The following is an 18,873-nucleotide window of genomic DNA, read 5'->3' on the forward strand; positions in this document are numbered from 1 at the left end:
TCCGCGTTCAACACATTCGCTTCGCGGAGGACCAGGCCCTCACCCGTGACCAAGGTCCCGTCCGCGACCGCACCCTCCAGCACCTGCGTGACCAGCTCGCGGGTGGCGGTCCCGTCGGGGTCGTCTGCGGGGTCGGGGAAGTCGACCGCAACGGTCTGCACGAACTGTTCCGGTGTCGTGGTGTGACCCGTGCGAGTATCGATCAACCAGGCCAGCGCGTCGGTCCGCGTCTCGCTGGTGGGCGCGACCTCCGTCATCACCCTCGCGTGGTCCACACCCAGCGTCCCGGCGACCAGCCGTTCCCGCGTGACCGGGAGGGCGGTCGTGAGGCGGCGCGCGATCCTCATGTCCTTACCCGCCGTGGACGCAGAGATCCCTTCACGCAGACGCAGCCAGGTCGTGAACGTGCGGGCCGTGCCACCCGAGCGCCACGAACCCTCGTTCTCGATCCGGGGCAGCAGGGTGTACCGCACCCCGTCCAGGCGTCCGGTCAGCCGACGGATACGGGTATGCGCCTCGACCAGGCGGCTGATGCTCGGCGCGTCCCAGCCGGTCAGCGTCTCAAGGTCCGTGAGGGCGGTGAGGTGGTCGATCTCGTTCTCGATCCGGGCCAGGGTCTCCTCGATCGAGACCGCAGCAGGCAGACCGGCGGCGGGTCCACTGTCCGTCGTCTGCTCCACCATGCCCACCCCCGCCCATCCCGACGCTCGCCTCTAGTCGTCACTCCCTTGCTGCACCTATTATCTCGAACATTCGTGCGGTCTGCCGGGCGGATTTCAAATCTGTGGATAACCCTTTGAAGGTCACGACAGACCTCGACCGCCCCCGCCAAGGCCCCTACAGCCACGCACCCCCGGCGCCCCTCGCGCGCCGCCGTCCTTCCGGCGAGGCTGTGGTCATGGACGAGTTCACCGACTACATCGCGGGCCTCGACGGCTCCGTCCGGGACGCCGTCGAGCGCGTGCGGGCGAGGGCGCTGGAGCTCGTGCCCGACGCCGAGGAGGGCATGAGCTACGGCATGGCCGCGCTGCGCTATCGGGGCAGCCCGCTCGTGTCGGCCCGGGCAACGGCGAAGCACATCGGGCTGTACCCGTTCAGCCCTCCCGCCATCGAGGCGCTGGAGACTGACCTGACCGGCTTCTCGACGTCGAAGGGGACCATCCGGTTCACGTCCGACCGTCCGTTGCCCGACGACGTCCTGGACCGGCTGATCCTGTTCCGCCGCGACGAGATAGACGCGATGCACTCACGCTGACGACCGGCCCCGCCGCGGTGGCCGGCGAGGCACCTCGCACCCCACCGGTCAGCATGCCGCTCAGGGTGCCGGCCACCCCACCGTTCAGCGCGGCGTCCCGCCCGTCTCCAGGACGCTCGGCGTGCCCGCGGTCAGCGTCAGCACCACGCGGTGAAGCACCCATACGACCGCGAGCGCCGTCCCGATCGCTGGTGCCCCTGCCTGCCAGAGCAGGTAGCTGACGCCGCCGAAGAGGAGTGCTTCGAGCGTGATGCGGGCAGACGGCGGGATGGTGACCCGGGCCTTGGGCGAGAGGAACATGCCCCAGATCGCGATCACGATGGCCGGAGCGAGGATGACGAAGAGGATTCGCCATCCGCCGTCGGACAGGGTCCAGCCCGCAGAGGCTGCGCCGGCGAACAGAGCGAACTCGAGGACGAGGCGGACGAGGAGAGCGGTTGTTCTCATCGGCGCAGAGTATGGGGTCCGGTGGGTGCGGCCCATCGCATGGTGCCTGGCGCGATCAGTCCGTGGAACAGAGGCGGTCCGTGAGGCTACGCGAGGTCCCGTGTCACGCTCGTGGAGCCCGGTCGGGCGGCGCTGTCACGTCTGGCGCTCGTCTCTCGTCGTAGGGGGTATGACGCGAGAGCATGTGCTCATGACGGACCCGGAGACCGCCCAGGACGGCCCTACAAGAGACAGCGACACGCAGGACGCCGCAGAGCCGCCCGGTACGCGGCTCGACGGCGCCGCCCTGGACCGGCTGCGCCCCCTGGCGTTCAGCGTGGCCTACCGGATGCTCGGCAGCGTGGCGGAGGCGGAGGACGTGGTCCAGGAGGCGTTGCTGCGTCTGTCGCAGGCCGAGGGGGTGCGTAACCCGGACGCGTTCGTAACCACGGTGACGACGCGGATCGCCATCGACGTGCTGCGTTCTGCGCGGGTGCGGCGTGAGTCCTACGTGGGTGAGTGGCTACCGGAGCCTCTGGTGGGTCCTGTGCAGTCGAACCTGCCGGTCGCCATGGCCTCCGCTCCGCCGGACGCCGCAGCGCACGCCGAGCTGGCCGACGACCTCTCGACGGCGTTCCTCCTGCTGCTGGAGAGGCTCACCCCTACGGAGCGTGCGGCGTTCCTGCTGCATGACGTGCTGGGCTTCTCGCACGGTGAGGCGGCCGGCGTCATCGGCACGAGCGAGGTGGCTGCGCGTCAGCTGGCTTCGCGTGCCCGGCGGCGGATCGCACGGGAGCGCGACGACGCCGCCCGTACAGCACCCGCGCGTACAGCACCCGCGCGTACAGCACCCGCGCGTACAGCACCCGCGCGTTCAGCGTCCGGCCGCGCCGACCGGGTGCGCGCGGAGGAGCTCGTCACGCGGTTCCTGGCCGCGTGCGAGGAGGGCGCGGTGGACCCATTCCTCGAGCTGCTCGCCGAGGACGTCGTGTTCACCGGCGACGGCGGCGGGAAGGTGCCGCCGGGCTTCTCGATCGCCCGGCCGGTCTCGGGGCGGGACACGGTGGCGCGTCTCCTGGCGGTCTTCATGCGCCGCGGGGCGCCTGTCCACTTCGAGCGTGCTCTGGTGGGTGGGGAGCCTGGCCTGCTCATCGTGGCGGACGACGTCATCGGCGGCGGTCTGATCGGTACCTGGGCGTTCGAGGTGGTCGAGGGGCAGGTCGCGGGTATCCGGGGTGTGATCAACCCGGAGAAGCTGCGACACGTGGGGCCGCAGGCGGACCTGGAGCGGCTCCGGGAGTGGCTGACGAACGACCGGCAGCGCAGGGGCGCTCGCTAGTCCTCCCAGGCAGGTCTCCCAGGTGCGTGCGCGTCGCCCGCGCACGCACCTGCACCCTCACGCGCCGGTGTGCGTCCCGGGCCGCGCTTCGGACCGGCTCCCGGCCACCGGTGCGTCCTGCACGAACCACATGAGCACCAGGCCGACGAGCACGACCGCGACGATCCCGAGGGTGCCCCAGATCGTCGCGCCGGTGACGGCGATGGTGATGGTCCACAGGGCGCTCGACATCCAGGACGCGGCGCGGCCGGTGGTCGCGTACAGGCCGAAGATCTCCGACTCCTTGCCCACTGGTGTGACCCGGGCGAGGTAGGACCGTGACGCGGCCTGCGCGGGCCCGACGCAGGCCGACAGGATCAGGCCGCCGACCCAGTAGACGACGGGGCCGAGGTCGCGCAGGAACACGACGGCGAGCCCGGCCACCACGATGATGCTGAGCGTGCTGAGGATGACGGAACGGGGCCCGAAGCGGTCGTCGGCGCGGCCGAGGATGACGGTGCTGATGCCGGCCACGAGGTTGGCGGCGATACCGAAGATGATCACCTCGCTGGTGCTGAAGCCGAACGACACCTTGCCGATGATCGCGCCGAACGCGAAGACGCCGCTCAGGCCGTCCCGGAACACGGCGCTGGCCAGGAGGAACCAGAACGTGCGGCGCGAGGTGCGCCACAGGCCCTGCACGTCGCGGAACAGGACCGCGTAGCTGGCGAAGAACCCGACCTTGGCGCGGCCCTTGGTGGGCGGCAGCTCCGGCACGAAGGCCAGGACCGGCCAGGCGAAGGCGAGCGTCCAGAGGGCGCAGCCGACGGCGATCACCCGGAACGCGAGACCGTTGTCGGTGGGCATGCCCCACCAGGCGGCGCTGTCGGCGATGACCACGAACAGGAGCACGAGGATGCCACCGACGTAACCGAGCCCCCAGCCGAGGCCTGACACCTTGCCGACGGTCCTGGGCGTGGCGACGGAGACCATCATGGCGTTGTAGTTCACGCCCGCGATCTCGTTGAGCACGCTACCCAGGCCGATCAGGGCGGCGCCGAGCACGAAGTACACCGGGTCGGCCTCGACGAACCACAGCGCGAGCATGCACAGGACCATGCCGGCCGTACCTCCGGCCAGCCACACCTTGCGGCGGCCGGTGGCGTCGGCGCGCTGTCCGAGCACGGGGGCGAGCACCAGGATGAGCAGGCCCGCGAGCGTGTTCCACAGGCCCACGCCGCTGGTGAGCTCGGCGAGTCCGCGTTCGTAGGCAGGGTCGCCCTCGCCCAGTGCCGCTACGGCAGGGTCGAGGAAGGCGTCGGTGGTCAGGTACAGCGCCGTGAACACGAACGTCAGGATCACCGTGTTGAACGGCTGCGTACCCCAGTCCCACAGCGCCCACGAGAACACCTGACGGCGCGGGACCCGCACACCCTCCTGCAGCTCCAGGCCCGTTCTCGGAGGCGGAGGGGCGTCAGTGGTGGGATCCGGTGTCTCCGGTCCGCGGGTGGCGTCGGTCATGGCGGCAGTCTGCCCGGATCCGGTGAACGGCGGGTGCCGAAGGCGGTCACGATCTGATACCGACGCCGGACCGGAGCCGCAGGTCACGGCGCACGTCACAGCGCCAGGTTGTGCCGCCCGATCTGCCCGGTGGCCGATACGCCCGCGAGCGCCATGGTGAGGTCGAGCTCGGCCAGGACGTGCTCGGTGACGGCACGGACGCCGTCGGCTCCCGCGAGGGCGAGCCCGTAGACCCAGGGCCTGCCCAGGAGGACCGCGTCCGCGCCGAGGGCGAGTGCGGTGAAGACGTCGGCGCCGGTGCGGATCCCGGAGTCGAACAGGACGGGGACCCCTGATGTCCCTGTCGCCGCGCCCGTGCCCGCGTGGGCGCGCACGGCGTCGACCACCGGAGCCAGGGCGTCGAGCGAGGCGACGGCGTTGTCGATCTGCCGTCCGCCGTGGTTGGACACGATGATGCCGTTCGCGCCGTGGTCGAGGGCTGCGCGGGCGTCGTCGGGGTGCTGGATGCCCTTGACGAGGATCGGGAGCGTGGTGCGTTCGCGGAGCCAGGCGAGGTCGGTCCAGGTCAGGGTCGAGCGGGAGAACACGTCGAGGAAGGTCTCGACGGCGGCGCGTGCGGAGGGCTGGGTGAGGTTGCGCCAGGTGGGTCCTGGGTGGTGGCGGGCCATGGACAGCAGGGAGCGGACGGCGGCGACGGTGGGCCGGGGCGCCGTCGTCTCCGAGCCGGCGGAACCCGCACCGCGGACGCGGGCCTCGACCAGCTCCTGGAACACGGGGTCTCTCAGGTACTGGGCGATGCCCTCGGCGCGGGCGAACGGGAGGTAGCCGAGGTCGAGGTCGCGCGTGCGCCAGCCGAGCACGTGGGTGTCGAGCGTGACGACGATCGCCTCGCAGCCGCTGGCCTCGGCCCGGCTGACGAAGGACTCGACCAGGGCGTCGTCCGACGACCAGTAGAGCTGGAACCAGCGCGGGCTGTCGCCGAGCGCCGCGGCGGTGTCCTCCATGGGCGTGGACGCCTGCGTGGAGATGACGACGGGCAGGCCGAGGTCGCGGGCGGCCCGGGCGAGCGCGGGCTCGGCGTTGCGGGGTGCGGCCCACCTGCCTCCCCGGCCGAGCTGGTGCTGCACGGCGAGTTCCAGCGCCCCCACGGGCGCGAACAGCAGGGGTGCGGGCAGATCGCGCCCGAGGAGGGTGGTGGCCAGCGACCGCTCGCCGACGTCGACCATCTGGCGGGGCACGATCCGGTACCTGCCGAACGCCTCCCGGTTCGCGTCCACGGTGCGCTGCGCCCCGGCTCCTCCGGCGACGTAGGACCAGCCGGTGCGGGTCATCCGGCGTCGGGCGCTCCCGGCGAGCGCGTCCGGGTCGGTGGGGACGACCGGCCGACGGCCGAACACCCCGTCGCGGTAGATCGACGACTGCACCGTCCGGCCGATATTGCGCATGCCGGACATCCTGTCACCCCGGTGCCCGCGCAGTAAGTGCGCAGCAACCGCGCGGCATGACCCGACGGCGGCGGCGCGCCGGGCTAGGATCCCCCTCGTGCCCGTACCGCCCCTGCCCGACCCGCAGCAGGTAGTGCTCGACTGGCGGACCGACCACCTGCTCGGCGAACCGTTCCAGGAGGCCCCGCTCGGGCCGGCCACGCTGGTGCGCTACCCGCACCCGGACGACGCTCCCCCGCCGCATGCGGCCGTGGTCCACGTGCACGGCTACAACGACTACTTCTTCCAGGAGCACCTGGCCCGCGCCTTCGCCGCGGCGGGCTACGCGTTCTACGCCGTCGACCTGCGCGCGGCCGGGCGGTCCCTGCAGCCCGACCAGATCCCCCACTTCGTGATGGACCTGCGCGAGCAGGCCACCGACATCTCGGCCGCCGCCCGGACCGTGCGCGCACTGGAGCCGGGCCTGCCGCTCGTGCTGCACGCCCACTCCACCGGCGGGCTCACCGGGGCGCTGTGGGCGCATGCGCACCGCAACGCCGTGGGCACCGACGCCGGGCCCGACGTGCTGGTGCTCGACTCGCCGTTCCTCGACCTCTGGGCGTCCGAGTTCCAGCGCGGCGTCGGCACGCGACTGCTGGACACCGTCGGCCGCCTCGCTGCCACCGCGATCGTGAAGGACAGCCCCTCGCGGTACGCGGAGCATCTCCTGGCCGCCAACGGCGGGCGCTGGGAGTTCGACACGACCCTGAAACGGCCCCAGGGGCTGCCCAGCCGGGTCGGCTGGTTCGTCGCGGTCCGGCGCGGCCAGGCGCGCGTCGCCGCAGGGCTGGAGATCGCGTGCCCGGTGCTGCTGGCACGGTCCGACTCCTCCGGCCCGGACGCGCTCGACAACCCGCTCCTCGACGCACAGGACACGGTGCTCGACGTCGAGCAGATGGCCACGCTCGTCCCGTCCCTGGGACACGACGTCACGGAGCTGGTCGTCCCCGGCGCGGTGCACGACCTGACGCTGTCGGCCAGGGGGCCGCGCGAGGCATACCTCGACGGCATGTTGGAATGGACGAACAGCCGGGTGGGCGCCGTCGTCGGCGCCCGGGACGCGACCTGAGGCCGGCACGCAGGACCGCACGCACGACCACCTGCACCACCATCCGCACGACCACTCAGCACCGAGACACGAGGGACAGCCAGTGACCTATTTCGAGGGGCCGTTCCAAGCCCTCGCCCATCGCGGATTCGCACACGCCTCGGTCGGTACCGAGGGCCTGGAGAACTCGCTGGCGGCGTTCGGCGCCGCCGTCGACCTCGGCTTCCGGTACGTGGAGACGGACGCGCACGGCACCGCCGACGGCGTAGCGGTCGCGCTGCACGACGAGTCCCTCGACCGCACCACCGACGGCGCCGGCCTCGTGGCCGAGCTGCCGTGGTCCGACGTCAGCGAGGCCCGCATCGGCGGCGTCGAACCGGTGCCGATGCTCGAGGACGTCCTGGGCGGCTGGCCGGAGCTGCGCGTGAACATCGACGTCAAGCACGCCTCCGGCGTGGGCCCAGTGGCCCGCGCCGTCGAGAAGACGTCGTCCTGGGACCGCGTGTGCGTCACCTCCTTCGACGCCGCGCGGCGCCGGGCCACGCTCGCCAAGCTGTCCCGCCCGGTGGCCACGTCCGCCGGACGCAACGAGATCAGGGGATTCCTCACCGGCGTGCGCCTGCGCACCCGCCCGCTGGCCCGCCGCTCCCTGCGCGACGTCGACGCGCTGCAGGTCCCCGTGCGCGAGAAGTCCGTCACGGTGGTCGACGCCGCATCCATCGAGGTGGCGCACGCCCTCGGCAAGAAGGTGCACGTCTGGACCATCAACGACCGCGACGAGATGGGCCAGCTGATCGACCTGGGCGTCGACGGCCTGGTGACGGACCGCGCGGACCTGCTCAAGGACCTCCTGATCGAGCGGGGTCTCTGGGAGTGAGCCCGCCCGCGGCGTCTCCTCCTCGAACCTGGCCGACCGATCATCACCCTGGTGGCAGGTGCGGGGTGGGCTGACGCTCGTTCGGCTGGAGCCCGGGTTTGCGGGCTCTGCCGAACAGTTCAGGCTGGGCGGATCAGGCGGGTCCAGGCCGAACGAATTTCAGCCCACCTGGCACCCGCCCGCCGAGGTCACCGTGCCATCGGTGTACAGCCCGACACCCGGCCCGGCTCAGCGCAACCAGTTCAGCCCAGTCCAGCAGGGCTCAGCCCAGCGTCAGCGTGACCGGCGTGCCCGGTCCCTGCGTCGGCGGCTCCTTCGAGACCTCCGCGTAGGCGGCGGCCAGCAGCGTCGGGTCGGGGCCTTCCAGGCGGACGGGCTTCGCGACGTCGTCCAGCACCACGAACCGCAGCAGGTCGCCGCGGGTCTTCTTGTCGCGCCGCATGGCGGCCAGCAGCTGGTCCCAACGGTCGCCCCGGTAGTGCACGGGGAGCCCGAGCGAGGACAGGATGGCGCGGTGCCGGTCGGCGACGTCGTCGGGCAGCTTGCCTGCCATGCGCGCGAGCTCGGCGGCGAAGACCATGCCGACACTCACCGCGGCGCCGTGGCGCCACTGGTACCGCTCGGCCAGCTCGATCGCGTGGCCCAGGGTGTGCCCGTAGTTCAGGATCTCCCGCAGGCCCGCCTCCTTGAGGTCCTCGCCGACGACCTGCGCCTTGACCCGGACCGAACGCTCGACGAGCTCGGCGACGACCGCCCAGGTCTCGTCGGTGGCTTCGGTGCCCGCCCAGTTCCGCAGCTCGTCGACGTGCGCCTCGACCAGCTCCAGGATGACCGGGTCGGCGATGAAGCCGGTCTTGACGACCTCCGCAAGGCCCGCGACCAGGTCCCACTTGTCGAGCGAGCCGAGGGCCGCCAGGTCGCACAGCACGCCCGCCGGCGGGTGGAACGCACCGACGAGGTTCTTGCCCTCCGACGTGTTGATGCCCGTCTTGCCGCCCACCGCGGCGTCGACCATCGCGAGCAGCGTGGTCGGAACGTGCACCACGCGGATCCCGCGCAGCCAGGTGGCGGCCACGAAGCCCGCGAGGTCCGTGGTGGCTCCGCCGCCGACCCCGATGATCGCGTCCGACCGCGTGAAGTCCAGCTGGCCCAGCAGCCCCCACAGGAACGCCGCGACCTGAGGCGTCTTGGCCTCCTCGGCGTCGGGCACCTCCGCGACGAACGCCTCGTACCCGCCGGCCTTCAGGTCCTCCGCGATCGCGTCGGCGGTCGCGGACAGCGCGGCCGGGTGGACCACCATCACCTTGCGGGCCGGGCCGACCAGCGCGGGCAGCTCACCCAGCAGGTGGCGGCCGATGACGACGTCGTAGGGGGCGTCTCCCCGCACGGTGACCCGCGTGGGGACGCTCTCGGTGCTCACGTGGTGCTCTCCTCGTTCTTCTTGGGGTCCATCAGCTCGCCTGCCGTGACCTCAAGGCCCAGCGCCTCGATGATCTCGGCGGCCACCTGCTCGCCGGGCCGTTCGCTCGAGACGATCGTCAGCGTCGCGAGCCGCTCGTACGTGGGCCGCCGCTCGGTCATCAGCTTCTGCCACTGCGCGCGCGGGTTGCCCAGCAGCAGCGGCCGGGCCTGGTTCATGCCTACCCGCTGGGCGGCGATCGCCAGCGGCACGTCCAGGAAGACGACCTGCCCGCCGTCGGCCGTGTACTTCTCGAGTGCCTCCTGGGTGGCGGGGTTCATGACCGCTCCACCACCGAGGGACAGGACGCCGTCGTGCTCCGCGAGGGCGGTGAGCACCGCCGCGCGCTCCAGCTCGCGGAAGCGGGGCTCGCCGTCGTCCACGAAGATCTCGCTGACGGGCTTGCCCGCGCTCGCCTCGATGTCCGTGTCGGTGTCGCGGACCGTGACACCGAGGCCCGCGGCGAGGATGCGCCCGACCTTGGACTTGCCGGAGCCGGGCGGGCCGATCATCACGGCGACCGGGCCGCTCACTGCAGCAGCTCCGGGATGGCGGCGACGTAGGACTCCATGTTGCGGCGCACCTCGGCCACGGAGTCGCCGCCGAACTTCTCGACCGCGGCCTCGGCCAGGGTGAGCGCGACCATCGCCTCGGCGACGACGGCGGCGGGCGGCACCGCGCACACGTCGGACCGCTGGTGGTGCGCCGTGACGGGCTCACCGGTGGCGGTGTCCACGGTCGGCAGCGCACGCGGCACCGTCGAGATGGGCTTCATCGCCGCACGGACGCGCACGACCTCACCGTTCGACATGCCGCCCTCGATGCCGCCCGCGCGGTTGGTCGTGCGGCGGATCCGGCCCGGCGTCGCTCCGTCCGGCCCGGCCACGGACTCGCGCACGATCTCGTCGTGGGCCTCGGTGCCGCGGCGGCGTGCGGTGCGGAAGCCGTCGCCGACCTCGACGCCCTTGATCGCCTGGATCCCCATGAGGGCGGCGGCGAGGCGGGCGTCCAGCCGACGGTCGCCCTGCACGTAGGTACCCAGACCGGACGGCACGCCGTAGGCGAGCACCTCGACGACGCCGCCGAGCGTGTCACCGTCCTTCTTGGCCAGGTCGATCTCCTCGACCATGAGCTTCGAGGAGGAGGCGTCGAGGCAGCGCACCGGGTCGGCGTCGAGCGCGGCGAGGTCGTCAGGAGTCGGCAGCGCGGAGTCGTCGGGCACCGCGGCACCCCCGATGGCAACCACGTGCGAGACCAGGCGGATGCCGAGACCCTGCTCCAGGAACTTCGCGGCCGCGACGCCGAGCGCCACGCGGGCCGCCGTCTCGCGGGCCGACGCACGCTCCAGCACCGGGCGGGCGTCCTCGAAGCCGTACTTGCGCATGCCGATGAGGTCGGCGTGGCCCGGGCGCGGGCGCGTCAGCGGCCGGTTGCGGGCCACCTCGCGCTCGTCGCCCGTCCCGGCGTCGACCATGAGCGCCTCCGGCGGCACCGGGTCGGCCGACATGACGTCGGTCCACTTGGGCCACTCGGTGTTGGCGATCTCGATGGCGAGCGGACCGCCCTGCGTGATCCCGTGGCGCAGCCCGCCGAGCACCCGCACCTCGTCCTGCTCGAACTTCATGCGCGCGCCCCGGCCATAACCGAGGCGGCGGCGCGCGAGCGCGCTCTGAATGTCCTCCGTTGTCAGCTCCACCCCGGCGGGCAGACCCTCCATCACGCCCACGAGGGCAGGACCGTGCGACTCACCCGATGTCAACCAACGCAGCATGGCGCGATTGTTTCACGCGCGTGACGCAGGCGGCGCCCGCTGTCCACAGGCCGTCAGGCCAGCGCCCTCCGCAGAGCCTCGTCCATCGCGGCGAGCGGCGCGGGGCGGCCGGTCATCAGGCGTACCTGCTCGGCGGCCTGGTGCAGGAGCATGCGCTCGCCGCCCACGGTGTCGGCCCCCAGCGCGGCCCAGGCGGACTGCAGGGCGGTGGGGCGGGGGTCGTAGACGACGTCGAGGAGCACGCCGCGGGGCTTCTCCCCTGCGCCGGTCAGCAGACCGGTCAGCAGTGGCGCCCACTGGTCGGCAGCGTACTTCGGCGTCGTCGAGACGACGGCGTCCGCGACCGCGAGGGCCGACGTCGTCGCCCGCTCGTCGAACACCTCGAATGACGGGCTCACGCCCATCCGCGCGACGGCCGCGCGCAGCGGGCCGATCCGGTCGAGGGAGCGTACGAAGACCCGCGGCGAGACGCAGCCGAGCTCCGCCACCGCCGCGAGGGCCGACGCCGCCGTCGCCCCGCCGCCGAGGATCACCGCGTCGGCGACGCCGCGGGCGCCGAGGCCCTCGCGCAGCGCCGCGACGATGCCATGGACGTCGGTGTTCGTGCCGGTGGTGGTGACGGCGCCCCTGCCGGAGCGTCCCGCCGCAGATCCCCCGGCCGCGGAGAACAGCACCGTGTTGACGGCGCCCACCGCCTCGGCGAGCGGGTCCACGTGATCCAGGAGCGGGATCACCACCTGCTTGAGCGGCATGGTCAGGCTCAGGCCTGCCCAGCCGGCGTCGACGTCGCGCAGGAAGCCCTCCAGGGCACCCTCCGTGACGTCGTGCACGCCGTACTGCCAGCCGTCCAGGCCCAGGGCCCGGTAGGCCGCACCGTGCAGCACCGGGGACAGGGAGTGCGCGACGGGGTGGCCGAGTACGGCGGCCCGGCGGGTGGTCGTGGTGCTCATGCTCAGTACCCGTTCTCCGCTGCCCAGACCTGGTACTCGTCCTTGAAGGCCAGGAACTCGTTGTAGTCGTCGGTGAACTTCGTCTCCTGCGTGTCCAGGTTCACCGTCACGTACCACCGCCATGGCCCCTCGGGCGCCTTCAGGACCGCTTCGATCGACGCCTTGCTCGGTGCGCCGATGGCGGTCGGCGGCAGTCCCTTGACCACGCGCGAGGCGTAGGGGAACGACTTGTCCTGGAACTCCGCCGACGTGATCTCGTGCGACGGCTTCTTGCGGCCGTAGGAGTCGATGGCGTCCAGACCGAGCGCCTCGTCCGCCGCAAGCCGGTTCTCGATCACCCGGGCGACCTGGCCCCGGTAGTCGTCCGGCGCTTCCCGCTCGACCAGCGACGCCTTGATGATCAGGTCGTTGCGCTGGTCGGCCGGCACGTTCAGCTCGTTCAGCTCCTGCACGGTCAGGGCCACCATCTGCCCCAGCACGTCCGCCGCGCTCGTGCTGTCCGGCTTGACCTCGTAGGTGTTGGCCGCCAGCCAGCCCTCCAGGTGCCCGCCCGCCTCTGCGGGCAGGCCCAGGGCCGCCGGGTCGGCCAGCGCCGCCTTGACGTCCGCCTCGGGCCAGCCCGTCTGGATCATCATCTGCTCGATCTGCGCGACCGTGCTGCCCTCGATGACGGTCAGGCCGGTCCGGTCCACGTTGTTCTGCGCCAGCAGCGCCACGGCGGACGCCGCGCTCATCCGCAGCTTCATCTCCCGGGTGCCTGGCTGGATCGACGCGGCGTCCGGGTTCGCGTTGAACGCCCGCACGAACGCCTCGGCGCTGGCGACCACGTCCTGCGCCGCGAGCTCCGCGCCGATCGTATAGCCGTTGCCCTGGGGCACCTCGACCACTACCGCCTCGCCGCCCGCGCCCTCGTAGTCCGGCGCGGCCAGCGGGGTGCGGATACCGAAGAGGTAGCCGTCGTTCATCACCGTCCACGCGCCCAGGCCGCCGACCACGAGCAGGACGGCGACCACTGCGACGACCAGCGGTCGCCTGGACCGCTTCTGCCGCCTGTCCCGCCTGCCTCCGCGCCGGTCACCCCCGGCGGCCCTGTCGCGCCTGCCTCCGGACGTGTCCCGATCCCCTCGTCGGCCGCGAGAGCCGCTGGCGTGCCGCGGTGGCCCCTGATAACTCACTCCGGGAAGGGCCTCGGTCACGCTCGCTCCATCCTCTGCGCTGCCTGGATCGGTGTTGATCCATGCCTGGTCACGCCCGGGCGCGCGACATCGCGATCGCATGTCACGATCGCATCACAGCCCGGGTGCCGCGAACGCTACCCCGATCGGCACGTCCGCGGCCAACTCCCGAATTCCCCGCACCGGACCCTCGAGAAGGCCCGCTACCTGGGAATTCACCCGTTCGCGGCCTCCCACTCACGCAGTTCCTGGACGTTTCGCTGGTGCTCCTCGAAGTCCTCGGCGAACTTCGTCTCGCCGGTGTCGAGGTTGACCGTCACCCAGAACTTCCAGTCCCCGGGCGTCGGGTTGAGGACCGCGTCGACGGACACCTCGCCGGGGTTGGCGATCGGGCCCGGCGGCAGGCCGGTGTGCTCGTAGGTGTTGTACCGGTTCTTCGCGTTGTTGAGGTCGGCTCGCGTCAGCTCGGTGCCCGGCTTGCCGGCCCCGTACGCGACGGCGGCGTCGATCTGGAGGAACGTGTCGTCGTCCAGCCGGTTCTCGATGGCGCGCGCGATCTTTGGCTTGTCGTCGCTGTGCAGGCCCTCGCGCTCGACGAGCGACGCCTTGGTCAGCACCGTCTGCCACTGCCTGGCGGGGACGCCCTTCTCCTGCAGCAAGCTCTTGGTGCGCTCGACCATCTGCGAGAGCAGCCCCGCGGCCGAGTCGTCCGGCTCCAGCGTGTAGGTGTCCGGGTACAGCCAGCCCTCGACCTTGCCGCGGGCCTCCTCGGGCAGGCCGATCTCCGCCGGGTCCTTCAGCGCTGCCTGGAAGTCCTTGGCGGGCAGCCCGCTGACCTGCACGGCGCGCTCGACCACCTGGTCGGCCGTGTAGCCCTCCGGGATCGTGAGCTGCAGGTTGACCGTGTCGTTCTTGACGAGCAGCGCCACCGCGTCGCTCGCGGGCATCTCCTCGAGCATGGTGTGGGTGCCCGGGCGGATCAGCACCGAGTCCGGGTTCGCCTCGAACGCGGCGGTGAACGCGGCGACGCTCGCCACGACACCTGCGTCGTAGAGCACCTCGCCCATGGCGGTGCCGGAGGCACCCTCGGGGATCTCGACGTCGACCTGGTCGCCGCCGGGTCCGGGGAAGTCCTTGGACTCCAGCGGGTTGGACAGGCCGGTCAGGGACCCGAGGTTCAGCCAGACGGCGTAGCCGGACCCGCCGACCAGGACGAGGGCGATCAGGAGGACGACGAGGGAACGGCCGTGCCGGTTCCGCCGTCGGCGGCGCTGGGCCCTTCTGCTCGATCTCGGTTCAGGGAACGAGGGGTCTTCCTGGTTACGCGGGGGCGCCGTGAAGAGATCCGTCACCGGAGACTCACTGTCCTTCGTTGGGGGGCGACTAGGTCATTCGTGCGTGGTCATTCGTGCGTGTCTGGCACGGTCCGCGCCTCGACGAGCTCGCCGGCGCGCTCCCCCTTCGCCCGCTCCGCGTCGAGTGCAGATTGCAGAATGATAACGGCTGCGGCCTGATCGATCACAGACCTGTGCCGCTTGGTCTTTCGACCGGCCGCGTGGAGCGCCTGGTGCGCCGAGACCGTGGTCATCCGTTCGTCCACGAGCCGGACCTCAGCGGCCTCCCCGGCCGCGGCGAGCGCGACGACCAGGCGGGCCGCGAAGGCCCGCGCGTCGGCCGTCGCGGCGCCCTCCTTGCCCGACAGATGCCTGGGCAGCCCGACATAGACGACGACGGCGAAGCGTTCCTCCGCCTCGGCGACGATCCGGGCGACGTCGGCGGTGGTGCCACGGGCGCTCTTGCCGCTGCCGCCCTTACCGCCGCCGCCCTTGCCCCCGGGCGCCAGCACCCGCGGCACCGTCTCCACCGGGGTGGCGACGAGGCCGTCGGGGTCGCTCGCGGCGAGCCCGATCCGGGCCATGCCGACGTCGACCCCGAGCCGGGCCCCGCGAGGGAGGCCGGGCTCGGAGGTCTCGACAGGCTCGGCCGCCGAAGGCAAGGGCTCGACAGGCACAGGCGTCAGGCGCCGACGGCGGCCAGGCGGACGCTCTCGGCGATACCCGCCAGCGCCTCGCCCAGCTTGGCCGGGTCCGTGCCGCCGCCCTGGGCCATGTCCGGCTTGCCACCGCCACCGCCACCGAGCGTCTGGGCCGCCGTGCGGACCAGGTCGCCGGCCTTGTAGCCGGCCTCGCGAGCGGCGGCGTTGGTCACGACCACCACGACCGGCCGGCCGCCCGAGACGCCACCGGCGGCGGCCACGACGGGCTCGGCCTCGCCGAGCCGTCCGCGCACGTCGAGCACGAGGGCGCGCAGGTCGTCGGCCTGGGCCTCGCCGGCGTCGTGCGCGATGACGCGGACGTCGCCCACCCGAGGTGCCTCGGCGGCGAGCTTGCCGGCCGTGGCCAGGAGCTGACCCTGCCGCAGCCCGGCGAGCTCCTTCTCGGCCTCCTTGAGGCGGGACACGAGCGAGTTCACGCGGTCGGGAAGCTCCTCGGCGCGCGTGTTGAGCAGCCCCGTGAGCTGGCCCACCAGGGCATGCTCCTTGGCCTGGAACCCGTACGCACCGTCGCCCACGAGGGCGTCGACCCGGCGCACGCCCGAGCCGATGGACGACTCGCCCAGCAGCGTCACGCGGCCCAGCTGGCCCGTCTGCTTGACGTGCGTACCGGCGCACAGCTCGCGCGACCAGTCGTCACCGATGGAGACCACGCGCACGACGTCGCCGTACTTCTCGCCGAACAGCGCCATGGCGCCGGCCTCGCGGGCCTGGGCGATCGGCATGAGCTGGTCGGTCACCTCGAGGTTGTCGGCGAGGCGCACGTTGACTCGCTCTTCGATCTCCGACAGCGCCGAGGCCGGCACGGCCGACGGCGAGCGGAAGTCGAACCGGATGCGGCTCGGGGCGTTCTCGGAACCGGCCTGCGTGCGGTCCTGGCCCACGAGCTCGTGCAGCGCCTTGTGGATCATGTGCGTGGCCGAGTGGGCACGGCTGATGGCCTTGCGGCGCTCCGTGTCGATCTGCGCGGTGCCGGGGTCGCCCAGCGCCACGGTGCCCTCGATGAGGCGCCCGCGGTGCACGCTCAGGCCCTTGATGGGGCGCTGCACGTCGTCGACCTCGATGGTGGCGCCGGCGTCGAGCACGATGGTGCCGTGGTCGGCGAGCTGGCCACCGGCCTCGGCGTAGAACGGGGTGCGGTCAAGGATGACCTCGACCTCGGCAGGGGCGGTGACGGCAGGGGCGGGCACGCCGCCGGACAGCAGGCCGGTCACACGCACGGAGGCGTCCGTCTGCGTGTATCCGAGGAACTCGACCGGGGCCGACAGCTCCTTCTCCAGGGCCTCGTACGCGGCGACGTCGGCCCCGCCCGTGCGCTTGGCCAGCGCGTCGGCGCGGGCACGTGTGCGCTGCTCCTGCATGAGGGAGCGGAAGGCCTGCTCGTCGACCTGGACGCCCTGCTCGGCGGCCATCTCGAGGGTCAGGTCGATCGGGAAGCCGTAGGTGTCGTGCAGCTGGAAGGCGGCCTCGCCCGGCAGCACGCCACCCTCGCCGCCCGAGCTCTTCTTCAGGTTCGCCACTGCCGTGTCCAGGATCGTGGTGCCGGAGGCCAGCGTGCGCCGGAAGGCCTCCTCCTCGGCGTAGGCCACGGCGGAGATCTGGTCGAAGTTCTCTGCGAGCTCCGGGTAGGAGGCAGCCATGGCGTCCTTGGAGACGGGCAGCAGCGAGGGCAGGGCGAGGCCGTCGACGCCGAGCAGGCGCATGGCGCGCACGGAGCGGCGCAGCAGACGGCGCAGCACGTAGCCGCGGCCCTCGTTGGAGGGGCGCACGCCGTCGCCGATGATCATCAGGGCCGAGCGGACGTGGTCGGCCACGACGCGCATGCGGACGTCGTCGTCACGGTTCTCGCCGTAGATCCTGCCGCTGAGCTTCTGGGCGGCCTCGATGACGGGGAAGACCTCGTCGATCTCGTACATGTTGTCCTTGCCCTGCAGCAGGAAGGCAACACGCTCGAGACCCATGCCGGTGTCGATGTTCTTGTTGGCGAGCTCCCCGAGGATGCGGAACTCCTCCTTGGACCTCACCTCGTCGATCTCGTACTGCATGAACACGAGGTTCCAGATCTCGACGAAGCGGTCACCGCCCTCGTCGATCAGGGGGCCGCCGTCGGGGCCGTAGGCGGCGCCGCGGTCGTAGAAGATCTCCGAGCATGGGCCGGCCGGGCCGGGCTGGCCGGTGGACCAGTAGTTGTCCTTCTTGCCGAGCCCCTGGATGCGCTCGTCGGGCAGGCCGACGATGTCCTTCCAGAGCTGGCGGGCCTCGTCGTCCTCGTAGTAGACGGTGACCCACAGCTTGTCGGGGTCGATGCCCAGCTTGCCGTCGTCCAGCGAGCCGGTCAGGAAGTCCCAGGCCATGCGGATGGCGTCGGCCTTGAAGTAGTCACCGAACGAGAAGTTGCCGTTCATCTGGAAGAACGTGCCGTGGCGCGTCGTCTTGCCTACGTCCTCGATGTCGAGGGTGCGCACGCACTTCTGCACGCTCGTGGCGCGCTTCCACGGCGGCGTCTGCTGCGCCGTCATGTACGGGATGAACGGCACCATGCCCGCGATCGTGAACAGCGTCGACGGGTCCGGCGAGATCAACGACGCAGACGGCACCACCGCGTGACCCTGAGCTTCGAAGTAGTCGAGCCAACGCTTGCGGATCTCGGCGGTGCGCATGAGGTCAGTGATCCTTCTTCTCGGTCGTGCGGAATTGGTCGTACGGGAACTGGTCGTGCGGAAGTGCGGTGAATCGCGGGTGGGACGCGCGAGTCGCGTCCGGATCCGGACGCGACTCTATTCTGCCGCTGGTAGTGCCGCGGACGGAAACTGAATGCTGCTGTACGGCCGACGAGCTGGGAACGGGCTAGCGCTGGTGGCCCGGCAGCTCGCCCCGGAGGGAAGCCATGAGCTCGGCCTCGCGCTCGGCGCGCGCCGTGGCGAAGTCCGACCGGAAGCCGCGCGCCATCCGGTTCAGCCGGACGCCCGCCTCGTCCACGGCGGCCGCGGCGCGCTCGCTCACCGCTTCGGGCGTGTAGCGCGCGACCACCTGGCGGCCCTTGCGGATGACGACGACCGTGACGGCCACCCCGACACCCACCCAGAACAGCCGGCGGATCATGCTCCGGCCTCGGTGTGCTTGCCGGACCGGCCCTTGGCCTGGCCGAACGCCTGGCGCACGCCGTAGGAGAACGCGGCGACCTTGACGAGCGGCTTGCCGAGCGTCGCCGCGTACAGCCCGGTCAGCGCGGACACGTTCTCGCTGACCGACGCCGCCGAGGTCGTGATCGTGTCGACCTTGACGAGCTGGGTGTTCGCGGACGCGACGGTGGCCGCTGCCTCGTCGAGGATCGGCACGGAGTGTTCCGTGACGTCACGGACGCTGGAGCGCGCCTCGTCGAGGAGCTTGCCCAGCTTCCACAGGGGAACGGCGAGAAAGCCCACGAGGAGCACGAACGCGATGGCCGCGATCAGTCCCGCCACGTCTCCGAGGTCGCCGAAGGTCATGCGCAAACTCCTACCTGAAGGTCCGCTGGAGGTCAGCCGGTACCCGGC

The 18,873-nt window shown here is 71.8% G+C and carries 18 protein-coding genes; 4 read left to right on the forward strand and 14 right to left on the reverse strand.

What is annotated here, in order from left to right; translation table 11 throughout:
* A partial coding sequence (locus tag AB0I32_RS11715) for a DUF222 domain-containing protein (protein ID WP_357506017.1) occupies positions 1 to 683 on the reverse strand: 683 nt, incomplete at its 3' end.
* 215 nt (positions 684 to 898) lie between these two features.
* On the opposite strand from AB0I32_RS11715, the gene AB0I32_RS11720 reads away from it, so the two are divergent.
* Entirely contained in the window at positions 899 to 1,255 is a 357-nt protein-coding gene (locus AB0I32_RS11720; RefSeq protein ID WP_357506019.1) for a DUF1801 domain-containing protein, read from the forward strand.
* 84 nt (positions 1,256 to 1,339) lie between these two features.
* Here the strand turns inward: AB0I32_RS11720 and AB0I32_RS11725 are convergent, their stop codons facing one another.
* Positions 1,340 to 1,702 (reverse strand): YrdB family protein, encoded by a 363-nt coding sequence (locus AB0I32_RS11725; RefSeq protein WP_357506021.1) that lies wholly within the window; start codon positions 1,700 to 1,702, stop codon positions 1,340 to 1,342.
* A gap of 190 nt (positions 1,703 to 1,892) precedes the next feature.
* Between AB0I32_RS11725 and AB0I32_RS11730 the strand changes: the two genes are divergently transcribed.
* Entirely contained in the window at positions 1,893 to 3,020 is a 1,128-nt protein-coding gene (locus AB0I32_RS11730) for a sigma-70 family RNA polymerase sigma factor (protein ID WP_357506023.1), read from the forward strand.
* A 57-nt stretch (positions 3,021 to 3,077) separates the two neighbouring features.
* On the opposite strand, the gene AB0I32_RS11735 is transcribed toward AB0I32_RS11730, so the two are convergent.
* Together AB0I32_RS11735 and AB0I32_RS11740 are read right to left on the reverse strand one after the other, a co-directional pair.
* The gene (locus AB0I32_RS11735; protein ID WP_357506025.1) at positions 3,078 to 4,520 is read right to left on the reverse strand and encodes an MFS transporter; all 1,443 of its coding nucleotides are present in this window, start codon (positions 4,518 to 4,520) and stop codon (positions 3,078 to 3,080) included.
* Positions 4,521 to 4,615: 95 nt separating this feature from the next.
* Positions 4,616 to 5,965 carry an alpha-hydroxy-acid oxidizing protein gene (locus AB0I32_RS11740; protein WP_357506027.1) on the reverse strand — a complete coding sequence of 450 codons (1,350 nt, stop codon included), beginning with the start codon at positions 5,963 to 5,965 and terminating at the stop codon, positions 4,616 to 4,618.
* A gap of 97 nt (positions 5,966 to 6,062) precedes the next feature.
* Here AB0I32_RS11740 and AB0I32_RS11745 point away from each other — a divergent pair, with 97 nt between their 5' ends.
* Positions 6,063 to 7,073, forward strand: coding sequence for an alpha/beta fold hydrolase (locus AB0I32_RS11745; protein WP_357506029.1), 1,011 nt, complete (start codon positions 6,063 to 6,065; stop codon positions 7,071 to 7,073).
* A gap of 82 nt (positions 7,074 to 7,155) precedes the next feature.
* The gene (locus AB0I32_RS11750) at positions 7,156 to 7,929 is read left to right on the forward strand and encodes a glycerophosphodiester phosphodiesterase (RefSeq protein WP_357506031.1); all 774 of its coding nucleotides are present in this window, start codon (positions 7,156 to 7,158) and stop codon (positions 7,927 to 7,929) included.
* A 262-nt stretch (positions 7,930 to 8,191) separates the two neighbouring features.
* Here the strand turns inward: AB0I32_RS11750 and aroB are convergent, their stop codons facing one another.
* From aroB to AB0I32_RS11800, 10 genes are all read right to left on the reverse strand, one after another.
* On the reverse strand, positions 8,192 to 9,349 hold the full coding sequence (gene aroB / locus AB0I32_RS11755; RefSeq protein WP_357506033.1) for a 3-dehydroquinate synthase: 1,158 nt from the start codon (positions 9,347 to 9,349) through the stop codon (positions 8,192 to 8,194).
* Positions 9,346 to 9,900: a shikimate kinase gene (locus tag AB0I32_RS11760; RefSeq protein WP_357506291.1), complete on the reverse strand. Its 555-nt coding sequence runs from the start codon at positions 9,898 to 9,900 to the stop codon at positions 9,346 to 9,348. Before AB0I32_RS11760 ends, aroB begins: the two co-directional genes overlap by 4 nt.
* Before the next feature lie 17 nt (positions 9,901 to 9,917).
* Entirely contained in the window at positions 9,918 to 11,159 is a 1,242-nt protein-coding gene (gene aroC / locus AB0I32_RS11765) for a chorismate synthase (RefSeq protein ID WP_357506035.1), read from the reverse strand.
* A 53-nt stretch (positions 11,160 to 11,212) separates the two neighbouring features.
* The gene (locus AB0I32_RS11770; protein WP_357506037.1) at positions 11,213 to 12,109 is read right to left on the reverse strand and encodes a shikimate dehydrogenase; all 897 of its coding nucleotides are present in this window, start codon (positions 12,107 to 12,109) and stop codon (positions 11,213 to 11,215) included.
* 2 nt (positions 12,110 to 12,111) lie between these two features.
* Positions 12,112 to 13,122, reverse strand: a complete 1,011-nt coding sequence (locus AB0I32_RS11775) for an endolytic transglycosylase MltG (RefSeq protein ID WP_357506038.1) — start codon at positions 13,120 to 13,122, stop codon at positions 12,112 to 12,114.
* Positions 13,123 to 13,499: 377 nt separating this feature from the next.
* Complete coding sequence (gene mltG, locus AB0I32_RS11780) at positions 13,500 to 14,636, reverse strand: endolytic transglycosylase MltG (protein WP_357506040.1); 1,137 nt, start codon at positions 14,634 to 14,636, stop codon at positions 13,500 to 13,502.
* A gap of 50 nt (positions 14,637 to 14,686) precedes the next feature.
* A complete protein-coding gene (gene ruvX / locus AB0I32_RS11785; RefSeq protein ID WP_357506292.1) occupies positions 14,687 to 15,202 on the reverse strand; it encodes a Holliday junction resolvase RuvX in 516 nt (171 codons plus the stop codon).
* Positions 15,203 to 15,300: 98 nt separating this feature from the next.
* On the reverse strand, positions 15,301 to 17,997 hold the full coding sequence (alaS, locus tag AB0I32_RS11790; protein WP_357506042.1) for an alanine--tRNA ligase: 2,697 nt from the start codon (positions 17,995 to 17,997) through the stop codon (positions 15,301 to 15,303).
* A gap of 187 nt (positions 17,998 to 18,184) precedes the next feature.
* Complete coding sequence (locus tag AB0I32_RS11795) at positions 18,185 to 18,439, reverse strand: hypothetical protein (RefSeq protein ID WP_357506044.1); 255 nt, start codon at positions 18,437 to 18,439, stop codon at positions 18,185 to 18,187.
* Entirely contained in the window at positions 18,436 to 18,825 is a 390-nt protein-coding gene (locus AB0I32_RS11800) for a DUF948 domain-containing protein (protein WP_357506046.1), read from the reverse strand. The genes AB0I32_RS11795 and AB0I32_RS11800 overlap by 4 nt, the downstream gene beginning before the upstream one ends.
* Positions 18,826 to 18,873: the final 48 nt, after the last annotated feature.

It is taken from the genome of Promicromonospora sp. NPDC050249 (assembly GCF_040656015.1).
Lineage (GTDB): Bacteria > Actinomycetota > Actinomycetes > Actinomycetales > Cellulomonadaceae > Promicromonospora.